This is a genomic window from Prevotella sp. P5-108, from assembly GCF_002251385.1.
GTDB lineage: Bacteria > Bacteroidota > Bacteroidia > Bacteroidales > Bacteroidaceae > Prevotella.
Genome location: NZ_NPJJ01000037.1, coordinates 1 through 17,233, shown reverse-complemented (window position 1 = coordinate 17,233; position 17,233 = coordinate 1). Strand labels below are relative to the sequence as shown.

The 17,233-nt window shown below is 38.9% G+C and carries 16 protein-coding genes; all 16 read right to left on the bottom strand.

The annotated features are described in order from the left end of the window. Window positions 1–100 precede the first annotated feature (100 nt). The gene (locus CIK95_RS07175; protein ID WP_094422417.1) at window positions 101–580 is read right to left on the bottom strand and encodes a DUF4411 family protein; all 480 of its coding nucleotides are present in this window, start codon (window positions 578–580) and stop codon (window positions 101–103) included. 4 nt (window positions 581–584) lie between these two features. Then, a complete protein-coding gene (locus CIK95_RS07170; protein ID WP_094466646.1) occupies window positions 585–1,706 on the bottom strand; it encodes an ImmA/IrrE family metallo-endopeptidase in 1,122 nt (373 codons plus the stop codon). Window positions 1,707–2,669: 963 nt separating this feature from the next. Beyond that, window positions 2,670–3,230: a WbuC family cupin fold metalloprotein gene (locus CIK95_RS07160; RefSeq protein ID WP_094466658.1), complete on the bottom strand. Its 561-nt coding sequence runs from the start codon at window positions 3,228–3,230 to the stop codon at window positions 2,670–2,672. 144 nt (window positions 3,231–3,374) lie between these two features. Then, window positions 3,375–4,655, bottom strand: a complete 1,281-nt coding sequence (locus tag CIK95_RS07155) for a DegT/DnrJ/EryC1/StrS aminotransferase family protein (RefSeq protein ID WP_094466645.1) — start codon at window positions 4,653–4,655, stop codon at window positions 3,375–3,377. Between the two features lie 434 nt (window positions 4,656–5,089). Further along, window positions 5,090–6,958 (bottom strand): hypothetical protein, encoded by a 1,869-nt coding sequence (locus tag CIK95_RS07150; RefSeq protein WP_094466644.1) that lies wholly within the window; start codon window positions 6,956–6,958, stop codon window positions 5,090–5,092. A 242-nt stretch (window positions 6,959–7,200) separates the two neighbouring features. Next, window positions 7,201–7,854, bottom strand: a complete 654-nt coding sequence (locus tag CIK95_RS07145; RefSeq protein ID WP_022310261.1) for a sugar transferase — start codon at window positions 7,852–7,854, stop codon at window positions 7,201–7,203. Window positions 7,855–7,860: 6 nt separating this feature from the next. Beyond that, window positions 7,861–8,931 (bottom strand): nucleotidyltransferase family protein, encoded by a 1,071-nt coding sequence (locus CIK95_RS07140; protein WP_094466643.1) that lies wholly within the window; start codon window positions 8,929–8,931, stop codon window positions 7,861–7,863. A 112-nt stretch (window positions 8,932–9,043) separates the two neighbouring features. Next, the gene (locus CIK95_RS07135; protein ID WP_094466642.1) at window positions 9,044–9,910 is read right to left on the bottom strand and encodes a phosphorylcholine transferase LicD; all 867 of its coding nucleotides are present in this window, start codon (window positions 9,908–9,910) and stop codon (window positions 9,044–9,046) included. After that, window positions 9,903–11,117, bottom strand: coding sequence for a Coenzyme F420 hydrogenase/dehydrogenase, beta subunit C-terminal domain (locus tag CIK95_RS07130; RefSeq protein ID WP_094466641.1), 1,215 nt, complete (start codon window positions 11,115–11,117; stop codon window positions 9,903–9,905). Before CIK95_RS07130 ends, CIK95_RS07135 begins: the two co-directional genes overlap by 8 nt. Then, window positions 11,104–11,529, bottom strand: coding sequence for an adenylyltransferase/cytidyltransferase family protein (locus tag CIK95_RS07125; protein WP_094466640.1), 426 nt, complete (start codon window positions 11,527–11,529; stop codon window positions 11,104–11,106). Before CIK95_RS07125 ends, CIK95_RS07130 begins: the two co-directional genes overlap by 14 nt. 13 nt (window positions 11,530–11,542) lie before the next feature. Then, window positions 11,543–12,361, bottom strand: a complete 819-nt coding sequence (locus CIK95_RS07120; protein WP_094466639.1) for a glycosyltransferase — start codon at window positions 12,359–12,361, stop codon at window positions 11,543–11,545. 2 nt (window positions 12,362–12,363) lie between these two features. Further along, on the bottom strand, window positions 12,364–13,128 hold the full coding sequence (locus tag CIK95_RS07115) for a polysaccharide deacetylase family protein (protein ID WP_094466638.1): 765 nt from the start codon (window positions 13,126–13,128) through the stop codon (window positions 12,364–12,366). Further along, the gene (locus CIK95_RS07110) at window positions 13,125–14,324 is read right to left on the bottom strand and encodes an ATP-grasp domain-containing protein (RefSeq protein ID WP_144007771.1); all 1,200 of its coding nucleotides are present in this window, start codon (window positions 14,322–14,324) and stop codon (window positions 13,125–13,127) included. Before CIK95_RS07110 ends, CIK95_RS07115 begins: the two co-directional genes overlap by 4 nt. An 8-nt stretch (window positions 14,325–14,332) precedes the next feature. After that, window positions 14,333–15,508 (bottom strand): glycosyltransferase, encoded by a 1,176-nt coding sequence (locus tag CIK95_RS07105; protein ID WP_094466636.1) that lies wholly within the window; start codon window positions 15,506–15,508, stop codon window positions 14,333–14,335. Window position 15,509: 1 nt separating this feature from the next. Next, the gene (locus CIK95_RS07100) at window positions 15,510–16,703 is read right to left on the bottom strand and encodes a glycosyltransferase (RefSeq protein WP_094466635.1); all 1,194 of its coding nucleotides are present in this window, start codon (window positions 16,701–16,703) and stop codon (window positions 15,510–15,512) included. After that, on the bottom strand, window positions 16,703–17,233 hold a 531-nt coding region (locus tag CIK95_RS07095; protein ID WP_144007770.1), incomplete at its 5' end, for a glycosyltransferase. The genes CIK95_RS07095 and CIK95_RS07100, both read right to left, overlap by 1 nt.

Sequence of the window (17,233 nt, the reverse complement as noted above, 5' to 3'; positions counted from 1 at the left end):
GATTGAAGAGAGCCCACATCTCTTTTGTACAGAAACAATTCGAGCGTTATAAGTTGTGTCTTAAATACTTATAACGCTCGAATCCATTTTGTGCAGATTATCATATCACGACTCCCATACCGCGCAGCACCGCGTTCAAATCACAATAATTGGCGCCAACCGCTTCACAGGCATCTGGAATCAAGACACGGGCTTTGCTGTTTGGGTTTGATTTCTCATACGTTACCAGTGTCATATTCTTCGCAGCAGCAGTAGCTACCAAATAGGCATCGGCAACAGTAGCAAACACATTTCTGGCGGTCTGAGTGAATGACTTTGTACCAGCCCATGTCTGGACCTCTCCATACATACGCATGACGTCGCCATCAAGCCCGACAAAGCACGTCTTTGGCGCAGAGTGTTTCAGCCACTCTGTCAGCTCGTCATTACCCCGCTCTATTTCCTCCTTAACCTTGGTACTGATAAACAACTCGCCGCTATTTACCATATCGGTCATTCGCTGCCAGAACGTAGGCCATAGATTCATAGGCATCTCATTCTTCGAACGTATAAATATATTACTGTCTATCAGATATGCCATGACCTTATATATTATTATTCATAAAATGTTCAAATGTTCCTCCGTGCAATCCCGTCAATCTAAAAGCATCAGTATAGCTCAACACACGACTGTTTACAGCGTTTCTCACATGGATAGCAAAAGCCCTTCCCACACGTTTTACGCTGGTCAAATAGAAACTTCCGCCACTACCAGATGTTTTCTTGTTAATGGGACGATTGGAGTATTCATGCCAGAACTGGTTATAGTCCTCATCGCTGAGCAGATTCAGGTCATGCCCTCTTCGTGCAATGACGAGTTCGCTTACTTTGAAGCGTCTTGACATCCATTTGATCTCACCATTCCACAATTCTCGCAACACGTTCTCGGGCACCAGGAATTCGGCAGCAACCATATCACAATATTTCTCGACATGGTTTTGCATGGCAATACTTTCTCCAGCGTGGCCAGCACTAATACCAAGCATGATATGGGCTGTCTCATGTATCAATGTGAACATCTGGGCCGACTTGCTGTCTGCACTATTTACAAAAATATATGGGGCTGTATCATTGACAAGAGCGAAACCTCTGCACTCTTCAACTTTAAGGACTCTATGAGTATTGTTGCCAACAACGCCATTGAATGCGACGAAGATACCTATTTCTTCAAGGTGTTCCGTCAACACATTTACTGCCGTTTCAACATTGGCAAGGCTGAATGCCCATTCGCACTCAAGGTCCAAAGCGGTACGCAGCTTACGGACTGCCTCGGCAAAAGGAGTAGCGGGCGTAATGGTTCCAACTATCTGACAAGTATCCATCACATTGTCTTGCAAATACTCCTCCAGCCAGTCCTGGCGACTCTGAATGTTCATAACCGTATCATAGACATTCAAATCGAAATTATTGTCTATACCAGCGCTGCCACGGAACATCGGGAATGGAACGGTCTCTACTGGTTTTTGCTGCAAGAACAGGAAACCCATAGGCACAAAGAACTTGGCAGCAAACTTCTCAAGCTGGCGAAGTGTTGGCAATTGTTCTCCGGACAGCCACGACTCCAACATAGGGAAAGCCGCAACAGCTTCCGCTTCATTGTAGCCTGCGCGGACAAACGCCCATCTGAACGTTTCCGCCTTGATATTATCCAATCTTACGACTGCCATACAATAATCATGATTTCCAATAGAGACAACACAATTGCCTTAATATGCAAAATTACGCTTTTTCTTCTACTCTTCCAATCTTTTTCACAAGAAAAATAATAGATTGCACTATTTTGTTGCTCAGACAACATATGACGCCATTACACCAAACTTGATTTCAAACTCAGAAACGAGCATTTCTAAGCACGAAATCACCAATTCCGACCACGCAATCACCAAATCAAGCAGCCAAACCAGTCCAAAGTCCATCTCCCACCATTTTATCCTAAAGACAATCACAAGTTTTCTATTCACGTTAACAGACAGCTCCACTTTACGTACCCAAAGGAAATTCTAAACCGAAGGTCACTGCGCATAGCGGAAATCTAATGGAGTTGCGTTTTCCCAGTCCTACCGTTTTCCCAGTCCTACCGTTTTCCCAGCCCAGAGTTTAGGCCATTGCGAATCTCCATCCTTACTATGAGTAGAGATTATATGAGCCAATACGCCCTCGAAGGCAACTCTGTAGGAGTTGCGATTTCCCAGCCCAGGGTTGAGTTGAAGCCATTGCTAACCTCCATCCTTCCTATGAGTAGAGATTATACGAGTTGGTACGCACCCAGAGGAAACTCTGTAGGAGTTGCGATTTCCCAGCCCAGGGTTGAGGTGCGCAGCGCCTCTACCCTGGGTATCACCCCCACCCTCTTAGCAACTCTACAGGAGTTGCGATTAGCCGAAGGCGTTACCATCAACCTTCCAAAACAGAGGCTATATTACTCATATAAAATTCGTATAATGTCACTATCAACCCACTCATTCCCTGACAAACGCAGAAGGCGGATGTCCAAGACTCATCATCTTGTACATCCGCCTTCTGCATAGTATCGCTGCAGCATTTCGCCTAACCGCATATTCCCTATACGGACTGCAACAACGACACATCTACCTCAAACAAAGGACCAAAACCACGTGGGCATCATCTGCCTACGCCATCTCCTCCATCACCCGTCTAATATCCTCCACGGGCACATTCAGCACGCGGGCGATATAATCAGGCGACACATCCACAGCACCTTGCTGGCTCTCCATGCCGACAAGATATTCTACGTTCTTTTTCAGGTCGCCGAGGCTGTTGGAGAAAGCCGTTTTGTCCTTCACCCCACTCCACACCTCACTACCATCGACGCCATATCCACCGTCTTTGGCTTCAAAGATGACCGATGGTTCAAGCACCTCCACCGTATGCCAAGCGCCCTTCGGCACCACACATCCATACTTACCGGCCTGAGGGTCAAGGCTGATGCGCTCTACCTCGCGCCCACCATCATCATAGATAACCTCCACCAACTTGCCATACAACACCACCACCGTTTCCGTACTCTGCGGATGGCGATGAATAGGTACATCGGTGCCTGGCAGCAAGGCACAAAGCATCCGCTGACTATTGTCAGCCTGTGAGGTACGCAAGTCATGGCTATGGCGCAGACGCGGACTGGCCTTGGCCATGTCGACGAGATGGCTCAACAAGTCTTTGTCTATCTCCATGTTCTTCAATCGTTGGGCAATCTGTTCGCTCGCCGCGGAATCAGAAGAAACCTGCAGAAAGCGAAGATGGCCCCAACCAACTTTTTCATTATTCTTCAAAAGGGCGACGAAAGCATCGCCGCCCACCTTATTATAATACACACCTTAGCCAACGATAGCCTCCTTGATACACTCCACGATGTAACGCACATCATCGTCGGTGACATAAGGGCCAGCGGGCAAGCAGAATCCCACCTTGAAGAGTTCCTCCTCCACACCATTTGTATATACAGGCGCATCGGCATAGACAGGCTGCTTGTGCATAGGCTTCCATACAGGACGACACTCCACCTTCTTGGCGAGCATGAATACACGCAGCGCCTCTACATTCTCATTGGGCTGGCAGTCGGTCACAGCCGAATCGACAGCATGGATAACACCGGCAGCGCCACCTACGGCAGTCTTAATAACTTCCTTATAGGCATTCTCCTGACCTTGAATCTTCACATCTGCATCCAATGTTGCAGCACAAAGCCAGAAGTTTGCGTCATAGCGTGGGTCTGTTGGCTGCTTGTGGATATGTACGCCCCTTACATCCTTGAGCAGTTCCTCATAGAGCGACTGTACATGCTTGTGGTGAGCTATATGGTCATTGACCACCGTCATCTGCCCACGACCGATACCAGCACACACGTTAGACATACGATAGTTGTAACCGATGGCGGTGTGCTGGTAATAGGGGTAAGCGTCACGGGCCTGCGTGGCATACCACATCACCTCGTTGGCATCGTCCGCATTGCGACAGATAAGCGCGCCCCCACCCGAAGTGGTAATCATCTTGTTGCCATTGAATGACAGGACACCATACTTGCCAAACGTACCAAGCACCTGACCATCGAAACGAGAGCCCATACCCTCGGCAGCATCCTCTACCACGGGGATTCCATACTTGTCGGCAATAGCCATAATCTCATCGATGCGATAAGGCATACCATAGAGAGCCACCGGCACGATGGCCTTAGGCTGCTTACCCGTCTTCGCCTTGCGGTCCAGAATGGCCTTCTCGAGCAACGCTGGGTCCATATTCCAGGTCTCGTCTTCCGAACCTACAAACACAGGCTTGGCACCAAGATAAGTAATAGGATGGCTCGAAGCGCAAAATGTAAAGCTCTGCACCAGCACCTCATCGCCAGCCTTCACGCCACAGCCTATCAGCGCCAGGTGTACCGCGGCCGTACCAGCCGAGAGGCACACCACCTTGCGGTCAAGAGCCTCAGAGCCATCGCTCTTACTATTGGCAAAAGCCTCCAAGTCTTTCTCAAACGCATTCACGTTCGGACCCATCGGCACCACCCAATTGGTGTCGAAAGCCTCCTTCACATATTTCTGTTCCAAACCAGCCTCACTCATGTGGGCAAGGCATAAGTAAATAGTTTTCCTTTCCATAATAGAAATTAATTAAAGTTTTTCCACTGATTATTATATTGTTGAACATTTCAAACAAAAGATTATCACACTATTAAAGAGTCCTTGCGCTTTGCGTATTGCGCTATTTCATGCATATGCAATAATTCCCTCCAAAACTGTTAATGGAGAGATATTACTATGAGTACAAAGCATTACGATGATATAGATAAGAATCTACGGAAGAATACCAAAGAGGACTATTCTGCAAGAAGATTATAACTGTAGAAAAATAATGCCAGGAAGCAATGCGGACGCATCAGAACGCAAGAAAAAAATAGTAAAAGACTGACATTTGTAAGAGCTTATAGAGCAAATAACCTATTAGTAAAACGTCTGTCTATGAAACTCTACATGAAAAATACCACTTATATATCACTAACAATATAAGGTGACAGATGGATATGATAAACACGCTAATGATTATCCTTGGCATTGACGCCATACTCCTGACGCAGTTCAGCCAGATCATCCATTACAAACGTTTTAGAATACTCCGGTAGTCGATGATGACGTTTGTCCTCGTAATTTAGTTCATTAGGAAAACCGAAACCTACACGATAGTAAGCATCAAAAATCTCACCCATTTCGGGAGTAGTAATAACGTTAGAGTCTACATCAGCATACCTCTTGAACTGGTCTCTATCACAAAGATAAAAGCCAGCAAGTTCCAATTCATCAAAACATTTTACATGTTCCTGATAACGCTCTCTATAATCAAGATATTCGACAAAACGATATGGAGCAACTCCTTTCCACAACCGTTTCATCAGAATTAAGAATGTTTCCAAATCATCGATACCTATTGACAATGGGTAAAGGTCGTCAGGTTCCTTGTTGAGCAACTTAGACAGATCAGTTTGAATAGGTCCATAGTTGTAATCTGTCACCACTACAGACCACACATCACCTATCTCATGGGGTGCGACATGATACAACAATTTGCCAATGTGCTTTGCATCATATAGATCAACAGCATTGCCACTACAGAGAGCATCTTCTATACGTTTACATTGGTCATAGCCGTATTGGACTGCCTTGGCAAAGTCTGTTTTTATGCGCTCATAGCCCCGCTCTGCATCCCTGAAGGGGGCACGGAAACCACAATTTTTGCATTCCACAACAATCCAGGTGGTGCCAAACTTGATCAACAAATCATTCTCGCATACTCTATCAATCGTATAACTCGAATAAAAACGCGTTTTGCTCGGAAAGAATCGCTGGAAGACGTCCAACACTTTGGTCTCAAATACCTCGCCTTTCCTTTCATTATATTTGGTGACAATCCTTTGCAGTTCTGCCGATAGCCGATAATACAATGCTTCTATCAGAAATTTAGTGATGGGGCAAATATATCTATCACCCACCTTGAACAGCGGCATTTCTTCCGAGAGACGCTTGTCTGCATAATATACCGTCCCTGCATCTATCGCACGCTGTGGGTCATAAAGAAGAAAATTGATTATATTTAGCAGACTGCCTCGGTCAATGTCTACATTCTCCACTTCATCCTGGCCGTGGATACATATCTCTCCCGGATTAATCAAAAGGAAATCAAACGCACCTTTCAATTCTGGCTGATTTGCCCAATCACTTGGATCGATTCCTTTATCAATATATCCAGATGCAAGTTTAGTCCATTCTTCAGGATACTGACTGTAATAGTGATACTTACTGCCTTTATATATCGTCTCGGTATATTTCCTGTTGTTCAGGTCACGAACATGCAACACAAACTTTACGGCATCATCAACACCAAATCCAAATTGATTTTGTATCACATCGTCATAAGGTTTGCAGCTACGCATCAACCTATCAAGCGTCTGTTCCTCATAGCACAACTTGCCATTGCTGAAATAGAAAAGGAACGAAGACAGTTGGACTTCGAGTTTCTCGTCTCGCTCATCATGAAATACGTCTCCGCCATTCGGAAGCCCTACTGCCTTGAAATAAGCCATTTCCATCTCATCCAGCAACTGCGAGATTACATCCCATTTGGCATCGGTTATATCCTCTATCCCATCTCTGTCCGCAATAGAATAATAGACATCTATCAGATAGAGCGCCTGTTTCATGGGCGACTCCACATTTATATATAGTTCGGAAGACTTTCGGCAATCAAGTTCCACAATCAATCTCATCGCATGCGTAAGCAGAGAGAGTTCATTTATTGTGACCAATTCGCGCTTCAGGTCATCAATAATCTCTTCTTGCGAACGATTGTTCTTTCGCAACCTCTCCATCTTCTTCAGAGCTCTTTCAAAGTCAAAGCTATTTGTGCGCATAGATATATGAGATTAATATATAATACCTCTTGTCGCCATCGTATTACCACAAAATCAAGAGGAGCTAATTCCCAACAAATTTACGATTATTCCAACTACCCACAAAGCTTTCATTCACATTTCTTTTTGTGAACATCAAATATTTGCAATGGACAAGCATATTGGACATAGCTGACAATTCATTTTCTTAGACGCCAGCGTCGTTGCAGTTATGCGGCAAAAGGATTATGGTAAGAAAGCATTCACACTTCCTCCCCAGCAAACTTCACCTTAAACCCGAGCACAGTGGCAAATATCATTTCTATGTCCTTCCAGAACGAGTAGTGACGGTAATAGTAACAGTTTAGGCGTACTTTATCAGGATAGATTACGTTATCGTTATACTCCGTAGCAATCTCCTGCATCGGGCGTTTGTCACCTTCTGCCTGACACTTAGCCACGTATTCCGAAATCATCTCATCCTCCAACCGATACTTCAGAGTAGCTGGCCCTGTAATGCCTGGACGCAACTTCAACACATCTCGGTCGTCACCTTGCAATTTGTCTGCATATCCAGGCACATCAGGACGCGGACCCACAAAACTCATGTTACCTATAAGCACATCCCAAAGCTCCGGCAACTCATCAATCTTATAATGACGCAGTTTAGCCCCAAACGGAGTAATTCTGCTATCGCCAGCTACTGAAACTGACGAGCCACTATGCTTCACCGTCATCGAGCGGAACTTATGACAGGTAAACAACTTGCCATCCTTGCCAACACGCTTCTGACAAAAGAAAGCCGGACCACCCGGCATCTTCTTATGGATTAAAAACGCTACTATAGGGAATATCCACCAAATTAACAGCAACCCACACAGGGATGCAACAATATCAAATAGTCTTTTGAATATCATAATCAATTAATCTAAATCCTTATCAAACAAATATCCCCACACCCGTCTTCCACAAAACATCAAAAAGTTAGTATCAGCAAACATTCGGTATTTCCAACTATTACGGAACATATTCATCACCAAGTTTATCCTCACTTGTATTTTTGAACGTTTGCCATTATTACAAACCTTTCTATAAAGTGTATCATCTAATAAACGTCTGTCAGCCTCATCATCCTTAGGACAGTCAAAAGGAACCGTCACCCCACATACCTTATTAGCCAATCTACTCATAGTATATCCAAACGACAGCATACCATATTCCTTGCACACACGCTTCCACTCATCCCAATCCACCGTGTCTGCATGAGCTTTCAGCACCATTGCCCAATCACAAATATGTCGCAGTATAATTCCTTCATTCAAGAAGTGTTCTTGGGCATGAGCCAAAACATAAACAGCATCAAAAAAAGGGGAAGTTGCTTTCAGTCGAGAATCACCAATGTACTCATTATTACCATCCTCAATCCAAGAGCGCAATTCATGTTCAAACCTCTTAGCCTTACTACTACCTTTTACAGGCAACAAATACTGATGATTTTCAACAGTTAATCCCTCAAGTAAAATCTTTGAATGTTTATAATAGCTGCAATCTACGGTTAGTCCATTCTCCTTTGCAATCTTATTACCATCTTCATACTTATCTCTCAAATAGCAATCCATATCCGCACAAGGTCTATGCTCAGGTCTTGGATACAACCTACTCAACGAAAAGCCTTTCAACACATACGTATTTATCTTATGCCGGTCATACAACTCCCCTAAAGCTTTTGCTGCATTCCTTTGTGTATGATACACTTGTTCTTGAAGAACAACTGAAGCTATCCATTGCATTTTCAATTGCCTATGGATTGTTGCCAAACTACTATTATTCATATCAAGTAGTTGTAGTCCATCTAAACAAAATGCTGACACCCCTTGTTCACTTGCTTTTTTCCAAAGAAATTCCCAATCTACAAACAAAGAAATATTGCGATATTCTTTTTCTTCTAATCCTAAAGAGATAAGATTAAAAAGGATAATTTCAGTATTTTCCATTATCTACAATAGTTGCGCTAATTACAATTACAGTAAGAACATTACAATCCATATAATATTTCCAATATTCTACAAGTCAATTATATAATGAGTCGTATGTATATTATCGCAACTAAAAAAAGTATTTCTCATCTGACAAATCATCATACTTATAATCTCCAAGAGCCCACTTGCTGGCATGTTGCTCATAACGAATACGCTCTGGGGAAGGAGCTTTCATATAATCTCCAAATCGGTCTGTAAGGAAATCTTCCAACCCACCTGCCACATTTAGTTCAATAGTCTCAAACGGGACACGCTTCACTGTTGCAAAATGTTCATGCTTATAGGTTCCATTCTTCAATAAAGCTTTACCGAGATAGTTACAATAGTAATCTGTTTTCTGGTTACGGAAAGCATATACTTGATTAAGAGCGAAATTCAAAAGAAATCGCTTAGGCAACAGTTTCATACACTTCAGCATATAATATACTACACCACCTCTACGTTTATACTCCTTATTTGCAAGACCCTTTACAATTACATATTTTGCCCAAATGTACTGCCAGTAGCGCAGAATCTTATTGTTAGGACATGTATGCAAGATAAAAATATCCACATATACACCTTGATGCACGTGCCAATCTTTTATTATATCCTCTTCAAAATAGGAATTGTTCAAACGTACTTTAGCCGTAATAACCTTGCCTTCTGACGCACCCAACTCTTGAAGATAGTATTTTTCTTTATCACCGTCCTTATTAAAGGCATCACGAAATTGTTCATATTCATCAGGAGTCATAAACACATCAAGATCATCATCCCATGGGATAAAACCACCATGACGCTTAGCGCCAAGAGCAGATCCACCCATAAGGCGATAAGTTATATTATGTTTCTGACAAAACTTATCTATATCATATGCAATGTTAAGAATAACATTTTGCAGTTCTTTCAATCCCCATTCGTTAGGGGTTTCCTTTCGCATCAAATCATTCATACTTCATTCGATTTTCCATTAGTTTTCTTATAATCTTACGAATAGGTGTTGGTATATTATAATATATATCAAAAACCCATTTGCGTTTTGAAGTCAAATACTTAGCAACCACCGCATCATAGCCTTCATTTATCCATTCAGCAAAAAATGCATCTCTATTTTTAGGCTTTAAGGTGGCACTTTCCAAACAACCATTATTATTGACTGCAAAATCTATTGGCAGAGCGTTTACACCATCCAGCTTATGTTTTATTATTTCAAAATATCCCTTACCTTTAGTAGTGTTCAAAAGCAGACAAGATACTCCTCTTTTACTATCCAATCCAACATTTGCCTTCTCTATACCCCAGAAGTCAGCCAACGTAATGTCCGAACATCTATCAGGTTTTGCCCATTGGCATTGGTAACACGAAGGTCGCAAGGTTATATGTTTTTGAAATCCGAAATAATAAGGATCTTGATAATGCATTCTTAAAATAGTTTTCTCTTTACCATTTTTTTCATACTCTAACTTGAGAGTGTGCGGATGTTGAACTTTGCTACCTTTATAGCGAAATTCAACACTTCGTACATTACCAAATGTTCTGTTATTCCATCTTATATTATCGTCAAACAATCTTTGGTTAGGAACACCATGACATACAAAATCCACCATGAGTAGTTTTTCCCTAAGATTGTCTCCAACATAATTTTGCAATGCTTGACACTGACACGGTGTTCCAACAAACAACACCAGAGAACCAGCCAACAAATCCTTCTTCACATTGCTGTAGATTCCAGAACAATCACTTTGAAGATATTTTGACTTACATAAAGGACGCAAGTCTTCAATTTCTACAATCCTCCTATGCTCAAGTTTCAATCTTTCATTAAAAGCAGCACCATACACTACACCTCCATCATTGATAACACAAGAAGCAAGTAGCGAAAAAACTCCTCCTGATGACCCAGTATCCCTTTTGCTTTTATCTGAAGCAAATGCAGAGTATGCATAATCTGGCTTTTCATTGACACAAACGTTAAGAGCGGGACATTTTTTAGCACATAAACCACAATCCACACATTTATTTTCATCCACTGTTGGATAGAAAAAGCCTTCAATATCCTCTATAAAAGATATACAATGTTTAGGACACACGTCTCCACACATTTTACATCCTGTACAAGAGGATTTTGGTAATGATGTTATGCTTTTACTTTTTACCATGGAGTTTTTCTCTAAGTATCGTAGAACTTATGCCGTCGGTATGTGTCAAATATTCTATTTTAGCTCCATATTTAGCAAATTCCTCCTCGTATTTATTATATAGTTCTGTACCTTTCCATTCATCACCATGAAACATAACATCAAAATGACGTTTTTTCAAGAATTCCAATTTGTCCATTGATGTTTGTGGTACAACTTCATCCACATACCTTATAGCCTGTACAATAGCAGCGCGTTCCTCGTAAGGAATAATTGGAGTTTTGTTCTTATATGATTGTACACACTCGTCTGTGCTCACGCCTACAATAAGATATTCACACTGTTCTTTGGCACGACGGATAATATTCAGATGTCCAATATGAAACATGTCATACACACCTGTCGTATAACCTATTTTATATTTCTTATCCATAATAATAATGCATTTAATTTCTTGCGAATGTTCTGAACACCCAACCTCTCAACCAATTAGGCATTGCCACCTGTACTACCCAACGTATAAGTACATTATAGGCATACTTGGGCAATGAAATCAGATTGTGGTCAAGCATATACTTCTGCAGACGAGCTTCACTGGCGAAATACTTCTTTCCACCTCTGCGCTGATACATTTCTTCACCTACACGCACATTCACTAAATTCTCTTGAATGTTATAGAATTTGTAGCCACCCAAAGCCAAGCGAATCCACAAATAATAATCTTCTTCGCAATACCAATCCTGATACCCGCCGACTTTCAGAACATCACTCTTCTTAAGCATTACGGTAACAAGATTCATAGGACAGCGCGATTTCAAATATTCCTTAATGTCAGAATCATTTTCTGGAACAATTCGTGTTCCTACAACATTATCAGTGGTATGAATAAACTCATTTATCAATCCACCCACCACGCTAACTTCTGGATGCTTCTCAAAAGCCTTCAACTGTTTCTCAAAACGATTAGGCACAGATAGGTCATCTGCATCCATCACTGCACAAAGTTCATTCCTTGCGGCTTCAAGTCCTGTCTGACGAGCTATGGCATGTCCCATGTTCTTTGGAAGAGGAATAACCTTCATTATACCCGTTTTTTCTGACAAAATTTCTATTGTTTTAAGCATTATATCAGAAACAGGACCATCAATCACAAGAATAATCTCGTCAGGAGGGCACGTCTGATTGCATATACTTAGTACCGCTTCTTTAAAGTCTGTTGGGTTGTCGTTTTTATAAACCGACATACAGACACTATATTTTTTCATTTTCAATTACTTTTATATAGAAGATTACGCTTTATTATAGAGTAAGAATTACCTAATATTTTTTTTGCCATAGATAAAATTTCATTTTTAATTTGATATCCCATTCTAACAAAAGGGCTATTTACAATACTCATTACTTGACCAAGAGTAGTTTTACTTTTTACATCATATCTTCCTATAATAGATAATGATCTTCTTTTCATTATATGTGTTGTAGGAGTAGATGTATAAACATTACTAATTCCTAACTCTTCCAAACTATCGAGTATGAACTCAGAACTATATCCATTAGGCAAAGAAACACTATTTATCTGATACCCTAAAATATTATTTAAAATGTCTATAGATGTCTGCCATTCATATCGTAATTCTTCAAAACTCATCTTAGCGGCATCACAAAAAGCAGGATGCGTATGGCTATGAGCTCCAATAACATGTCCCCTAATAGATAATTCTTTTATTTGACATTCTGTAAGAAAACCTGTTGTACCTATATACTTTGTTGATATAAAGAAGATTCCTTTAAAGCCATATTTCTCCAAAATATTAGAAATTACCGTAGCAAATGAAACTCCCCCATCATCAAAAGTAAAAACTATAGAAGAAGTATCACAACCTCTATCTTTACAATACTTATATATTGTCTTTACATGACTTTCAAAATTATTAGCACATACTTTATACGGTATTGCTCCTACAGTTTGAAATCCTGATTCATTTATGTCACGAATGAATACATCATGATACATTAAAACTATCTGCTTCATTTTTTCAAGCCAAACTTATCGAGAATATAAACAATGTAAACTCTAAATTTCTTAAGAAGAATATCCCTAAAAAGATGCTGCCACATAGTACTCCTTACGAATTTCCAAGGTTCAATGTCATTCTTATCATAGTATTTATATACCATAGCTTCACTTTTATCTTTCTTCCATTGAGAATACGATAGTCTTCTATGTATGATATTCTCAATATCAAAAACTTCATCAATGAACCATTTTTCCTCAGTAACTATTGTTTTGACACATGAGTAATCAAGACCTGCACAATTATAAACATACGCAAGTGGAAGATTTGCACCTGATTGCCAAAAATAATGAGAAGTCCCATCATTTCTAAGGTTAACTTCAAAAAAGTATGCCTTATCTTTTATCATACCATATTCAAAACTGAAAAGACCATGATAATCGATTTTATCTAAAAATTCTATTATTTTATGTTGGGCGATACATGAAGGTATTTTATAAGTCATTAATCCATGAGAAGAACTACCACAATCAGCAAACCTATCTTTTATCATAGCACCTGCTAAGATAGTTTTACCATCCCACATTCTCGCCCCATATACTAAAATATCTTTTTCTTTCTTGATGAAATCTTGAACAATAAATTCAGAATCATGGCGAACAAATTTAAGTGTTCTTTTTAACGAATCTTCATCATTACATACTTTAAACTTAAATTCATTGAAATATCCCGGTTTCTGATGACTAGGCTTAATTAAGCACGGATACTGAATACTACTTATATCTGAATTCCACTGAACGTATTGAGATTTAGGACATAAAATACCAACCTCAATAGCCAAATCAGTCATTGTGTTCTTATCTGTATATTTTTCTTCTAAACCTTGAATTGTCGTTCCTGGAATTATAAATATTTTTTCAAGTTCACTTTTATGTTGGTCTATAAAAACAGCAATACCATCCCCAGAAGTAATGATTATCGGTTTTGCAGTTTCATCAGAATATGTTGACAAAAGAAAAGAGAGACCTTCGCCAAATGTACTTGTTGTCTTATGCTTAGTACAATATATGCTCTTAGAAGCATACCCTTCTTTTCCTTTTATAAGGAAAAAAATGTCAATACCAGCAGATCCTAACTGTCTAAGGAGTCCTAAAGTATTGAAATCATCAGGTCCCCAAATTATGACTTTATTATTAATAATTTTATTCATCACATTATATTTTAGCACCCCATCAATCTCAATATTTTACGACATTGGATTGCAGGAGATTTTTCATTCAATATAAAGTTTTTTGCTTTTTCACCAAAGGTGCTAAGTTCTTCATTACTCTTTTCGCAAACTTCAATCAATTTATCTTTTAACGCTTCTATACTTTCACTTTCAACATAGAAAACATGATTTTCATACTCTGGTGGCATACATCCCAATCTAAACATTATGGTTGGTGTTCCTGATGCCAAGTATTCCATTGTTTTTGAAGGAAAGAAAAATCGTGTAAATTCTAAACTTGGTGGTGTCGGATTTACCATTACTGTTGCTTTTGACTCTAACTTTAAAAGTTCCAACCTATCCATTGGTTCATAATAAACAATCCGTGAATCTATTTTGGACAGTTCGCGAATTTCATCTTCCATATCACCATTACCCCTTATCCAAAGTCTATAGTTAGAATTTTTTATCATTTTAAAAGCTTTTACCAACAAATCCGCACCTCGTCTTCTCTGTACTCCACCTGTATACATAATTGTTTTATAAGGCTCTTTAATAAACTCACCAACATTAGTTGGCTTAAAGATACCCTCCATTAATACCCATTTTTTCTTTTTGGGCAATCGTTCCATCATTGGTTCACTCAACAAAGTATAACTATCAACTTTTTTTAATGAGTAATTTATAATCTTTTGATCAATATATTTCAAAAAACGATGAATTCGACTACCACCTGTTGACATAAATTGGGGAAGATCTGGAACAATAACATTAATATGTTCAATCTTTTTTCTAAGTGTAATAGCTGCTAAAATAAACGGTGTATGAACTTCATATATAAAAACCTTATTTATATCATTTTTTTTCAAAGATTTCTTCAATTCTCTTCTTGTGCGAAGAAATTTAGAAACAAGATTTATTATAGGAAGATTTAACACACCAACATATACACATTTATTATCTCCATAAACATTAAGTTCTTTTCTTCTAAACAATAGCTTCTTTACCTTCGGGAATGGGCTTATACTCCAAGAAGTAATTATCTTAAAAGACTTTAAGTTACTTGAAAAGCCATCAATCAGTGCTTCTTGTAATGTATTCCCGGCAAAATTAACATTTGAACCCATTTTTAGGAGTTCTTTATTCATATACTCTGGTCTTGCAGAGCCAACATATATAAAATTCATCTTAGATAGTATTATAAAAATCCATTATTTTTTTTATTTGCACCTTAGGTGACTTTTTATCCTTTATAAACATAGAGGCTTTTAAACCAAAATCATTTAGCTCTGATTTACTTTTCTCACATATTTCTTTTATTCTATTTGACATACCTTGTACGCTTTCATCTTCAAAATAAAACAAATGATTTTCATACTCAGGTGGCATACATGAAAGGCGACTCATCAATGTTGGAGTACCTGAAGCCAAATACTCAAGTGTTTTTGATGGAAAGAAATAATGTGAAAACTCTTCTGAAGAATGTACTGGATTTATCATTATTGTAGCTCGTTGTTGCAAATTAGTGAGTTCTTTACGAGACATTTTATCAAAATACTTTATTCTAGAATCCTGCTTAGCACATTCTTTAACAAGACATTCACATTCACCATTACCTCTTATCCATAAACGATAGTCAGGATCATCTATCATCATAAAGGCTTTCAACAAATCAGGTATACCATAACGACTTCCTAAATTACCTGTATACATAATAACTTTATGTATATCTTTTTCCACCTTTTCAAGAACTGCTTCATCATTATAAATACCTTCTATCTGAATCCAAGGTTTACCATCAATAGGTATCTTATTCTTCATATCTTTTGCAAGCAAAATAAAGCCATCAATAGCATCGTATTGTGACGCTTTATCAGGATCTTGATAGTGTGTTGTTTTTTTTACTATTGAAGAAAAAATACCTTTTGACGTTGACATATACTCTGGCAAATCTGTTACAATCATACAGAATTTGACTTCAGGGAATAATCCTTTAATTTTTTTTGCAACACCAATATAGTTGAAATTGTAAAGAAGTATTTTTTTCTGGCCATTGTGCTTTCTACACCATTTATACATACAATTGTATACATGATTTTCCAAACTTTTCCTTTTAAAATACATTAAATTAAAATAAGAAACACTGACAAGATGTTTATTTACGTATTCTTTTATAAACGGTGTATTATGGAATTTAGGCCAGGATCCTAACTGTGGTGTATTAAGAATATCTACATCTATACCATTTTGTTTGAATCCAGTCCATATTGCCATACTTAAATTATGGGCAGCAAAGTCAAGTCCTACCTTTGCGTCCTTTACGAAATCTGACAACAAAGCATCAGGATATAGTTTTGAAACAAAAAGAACATTATCTTCCATTATGTATTTAATAATTTAAATATTTGTTTTTTAATAAAATCATTATTATCTTCTACTACCCTTGATGATTCATGAATAATACAACCATTTTGGATATAATTCCCAATAGCCTCAAATACACGTTCCCTTGGAACAATAATTCCATCTTTCCTTGACAAAATAAACTCATGAGAAGAACCAAAATCCGTAGAGACAATTGGTGTACCTAAACACTTAGCCTCATTAAATACCATAGGACATGCTTCTGATTCGGATAAACAAACGTACAAATCGGCATTAGCAAAATATGGATACGGATTAGTCCTAGGTCCAAGATAGAAAACTATATTTGAAAGATTATTTCTTTCTATACCATCTTTTATCTTTTGCATTTCTTCATGATCAAATTCCGGTCCTATAATATACCAATGAAACAAATAACCTTTTTCTGTTAATCGCTTGGCTATCTCTGGTATCTCTCTAAAATGCTTTACAGCATTTATACGACCGACACTTATTATATTGTAAGTATTATTAATCCATTCTATATC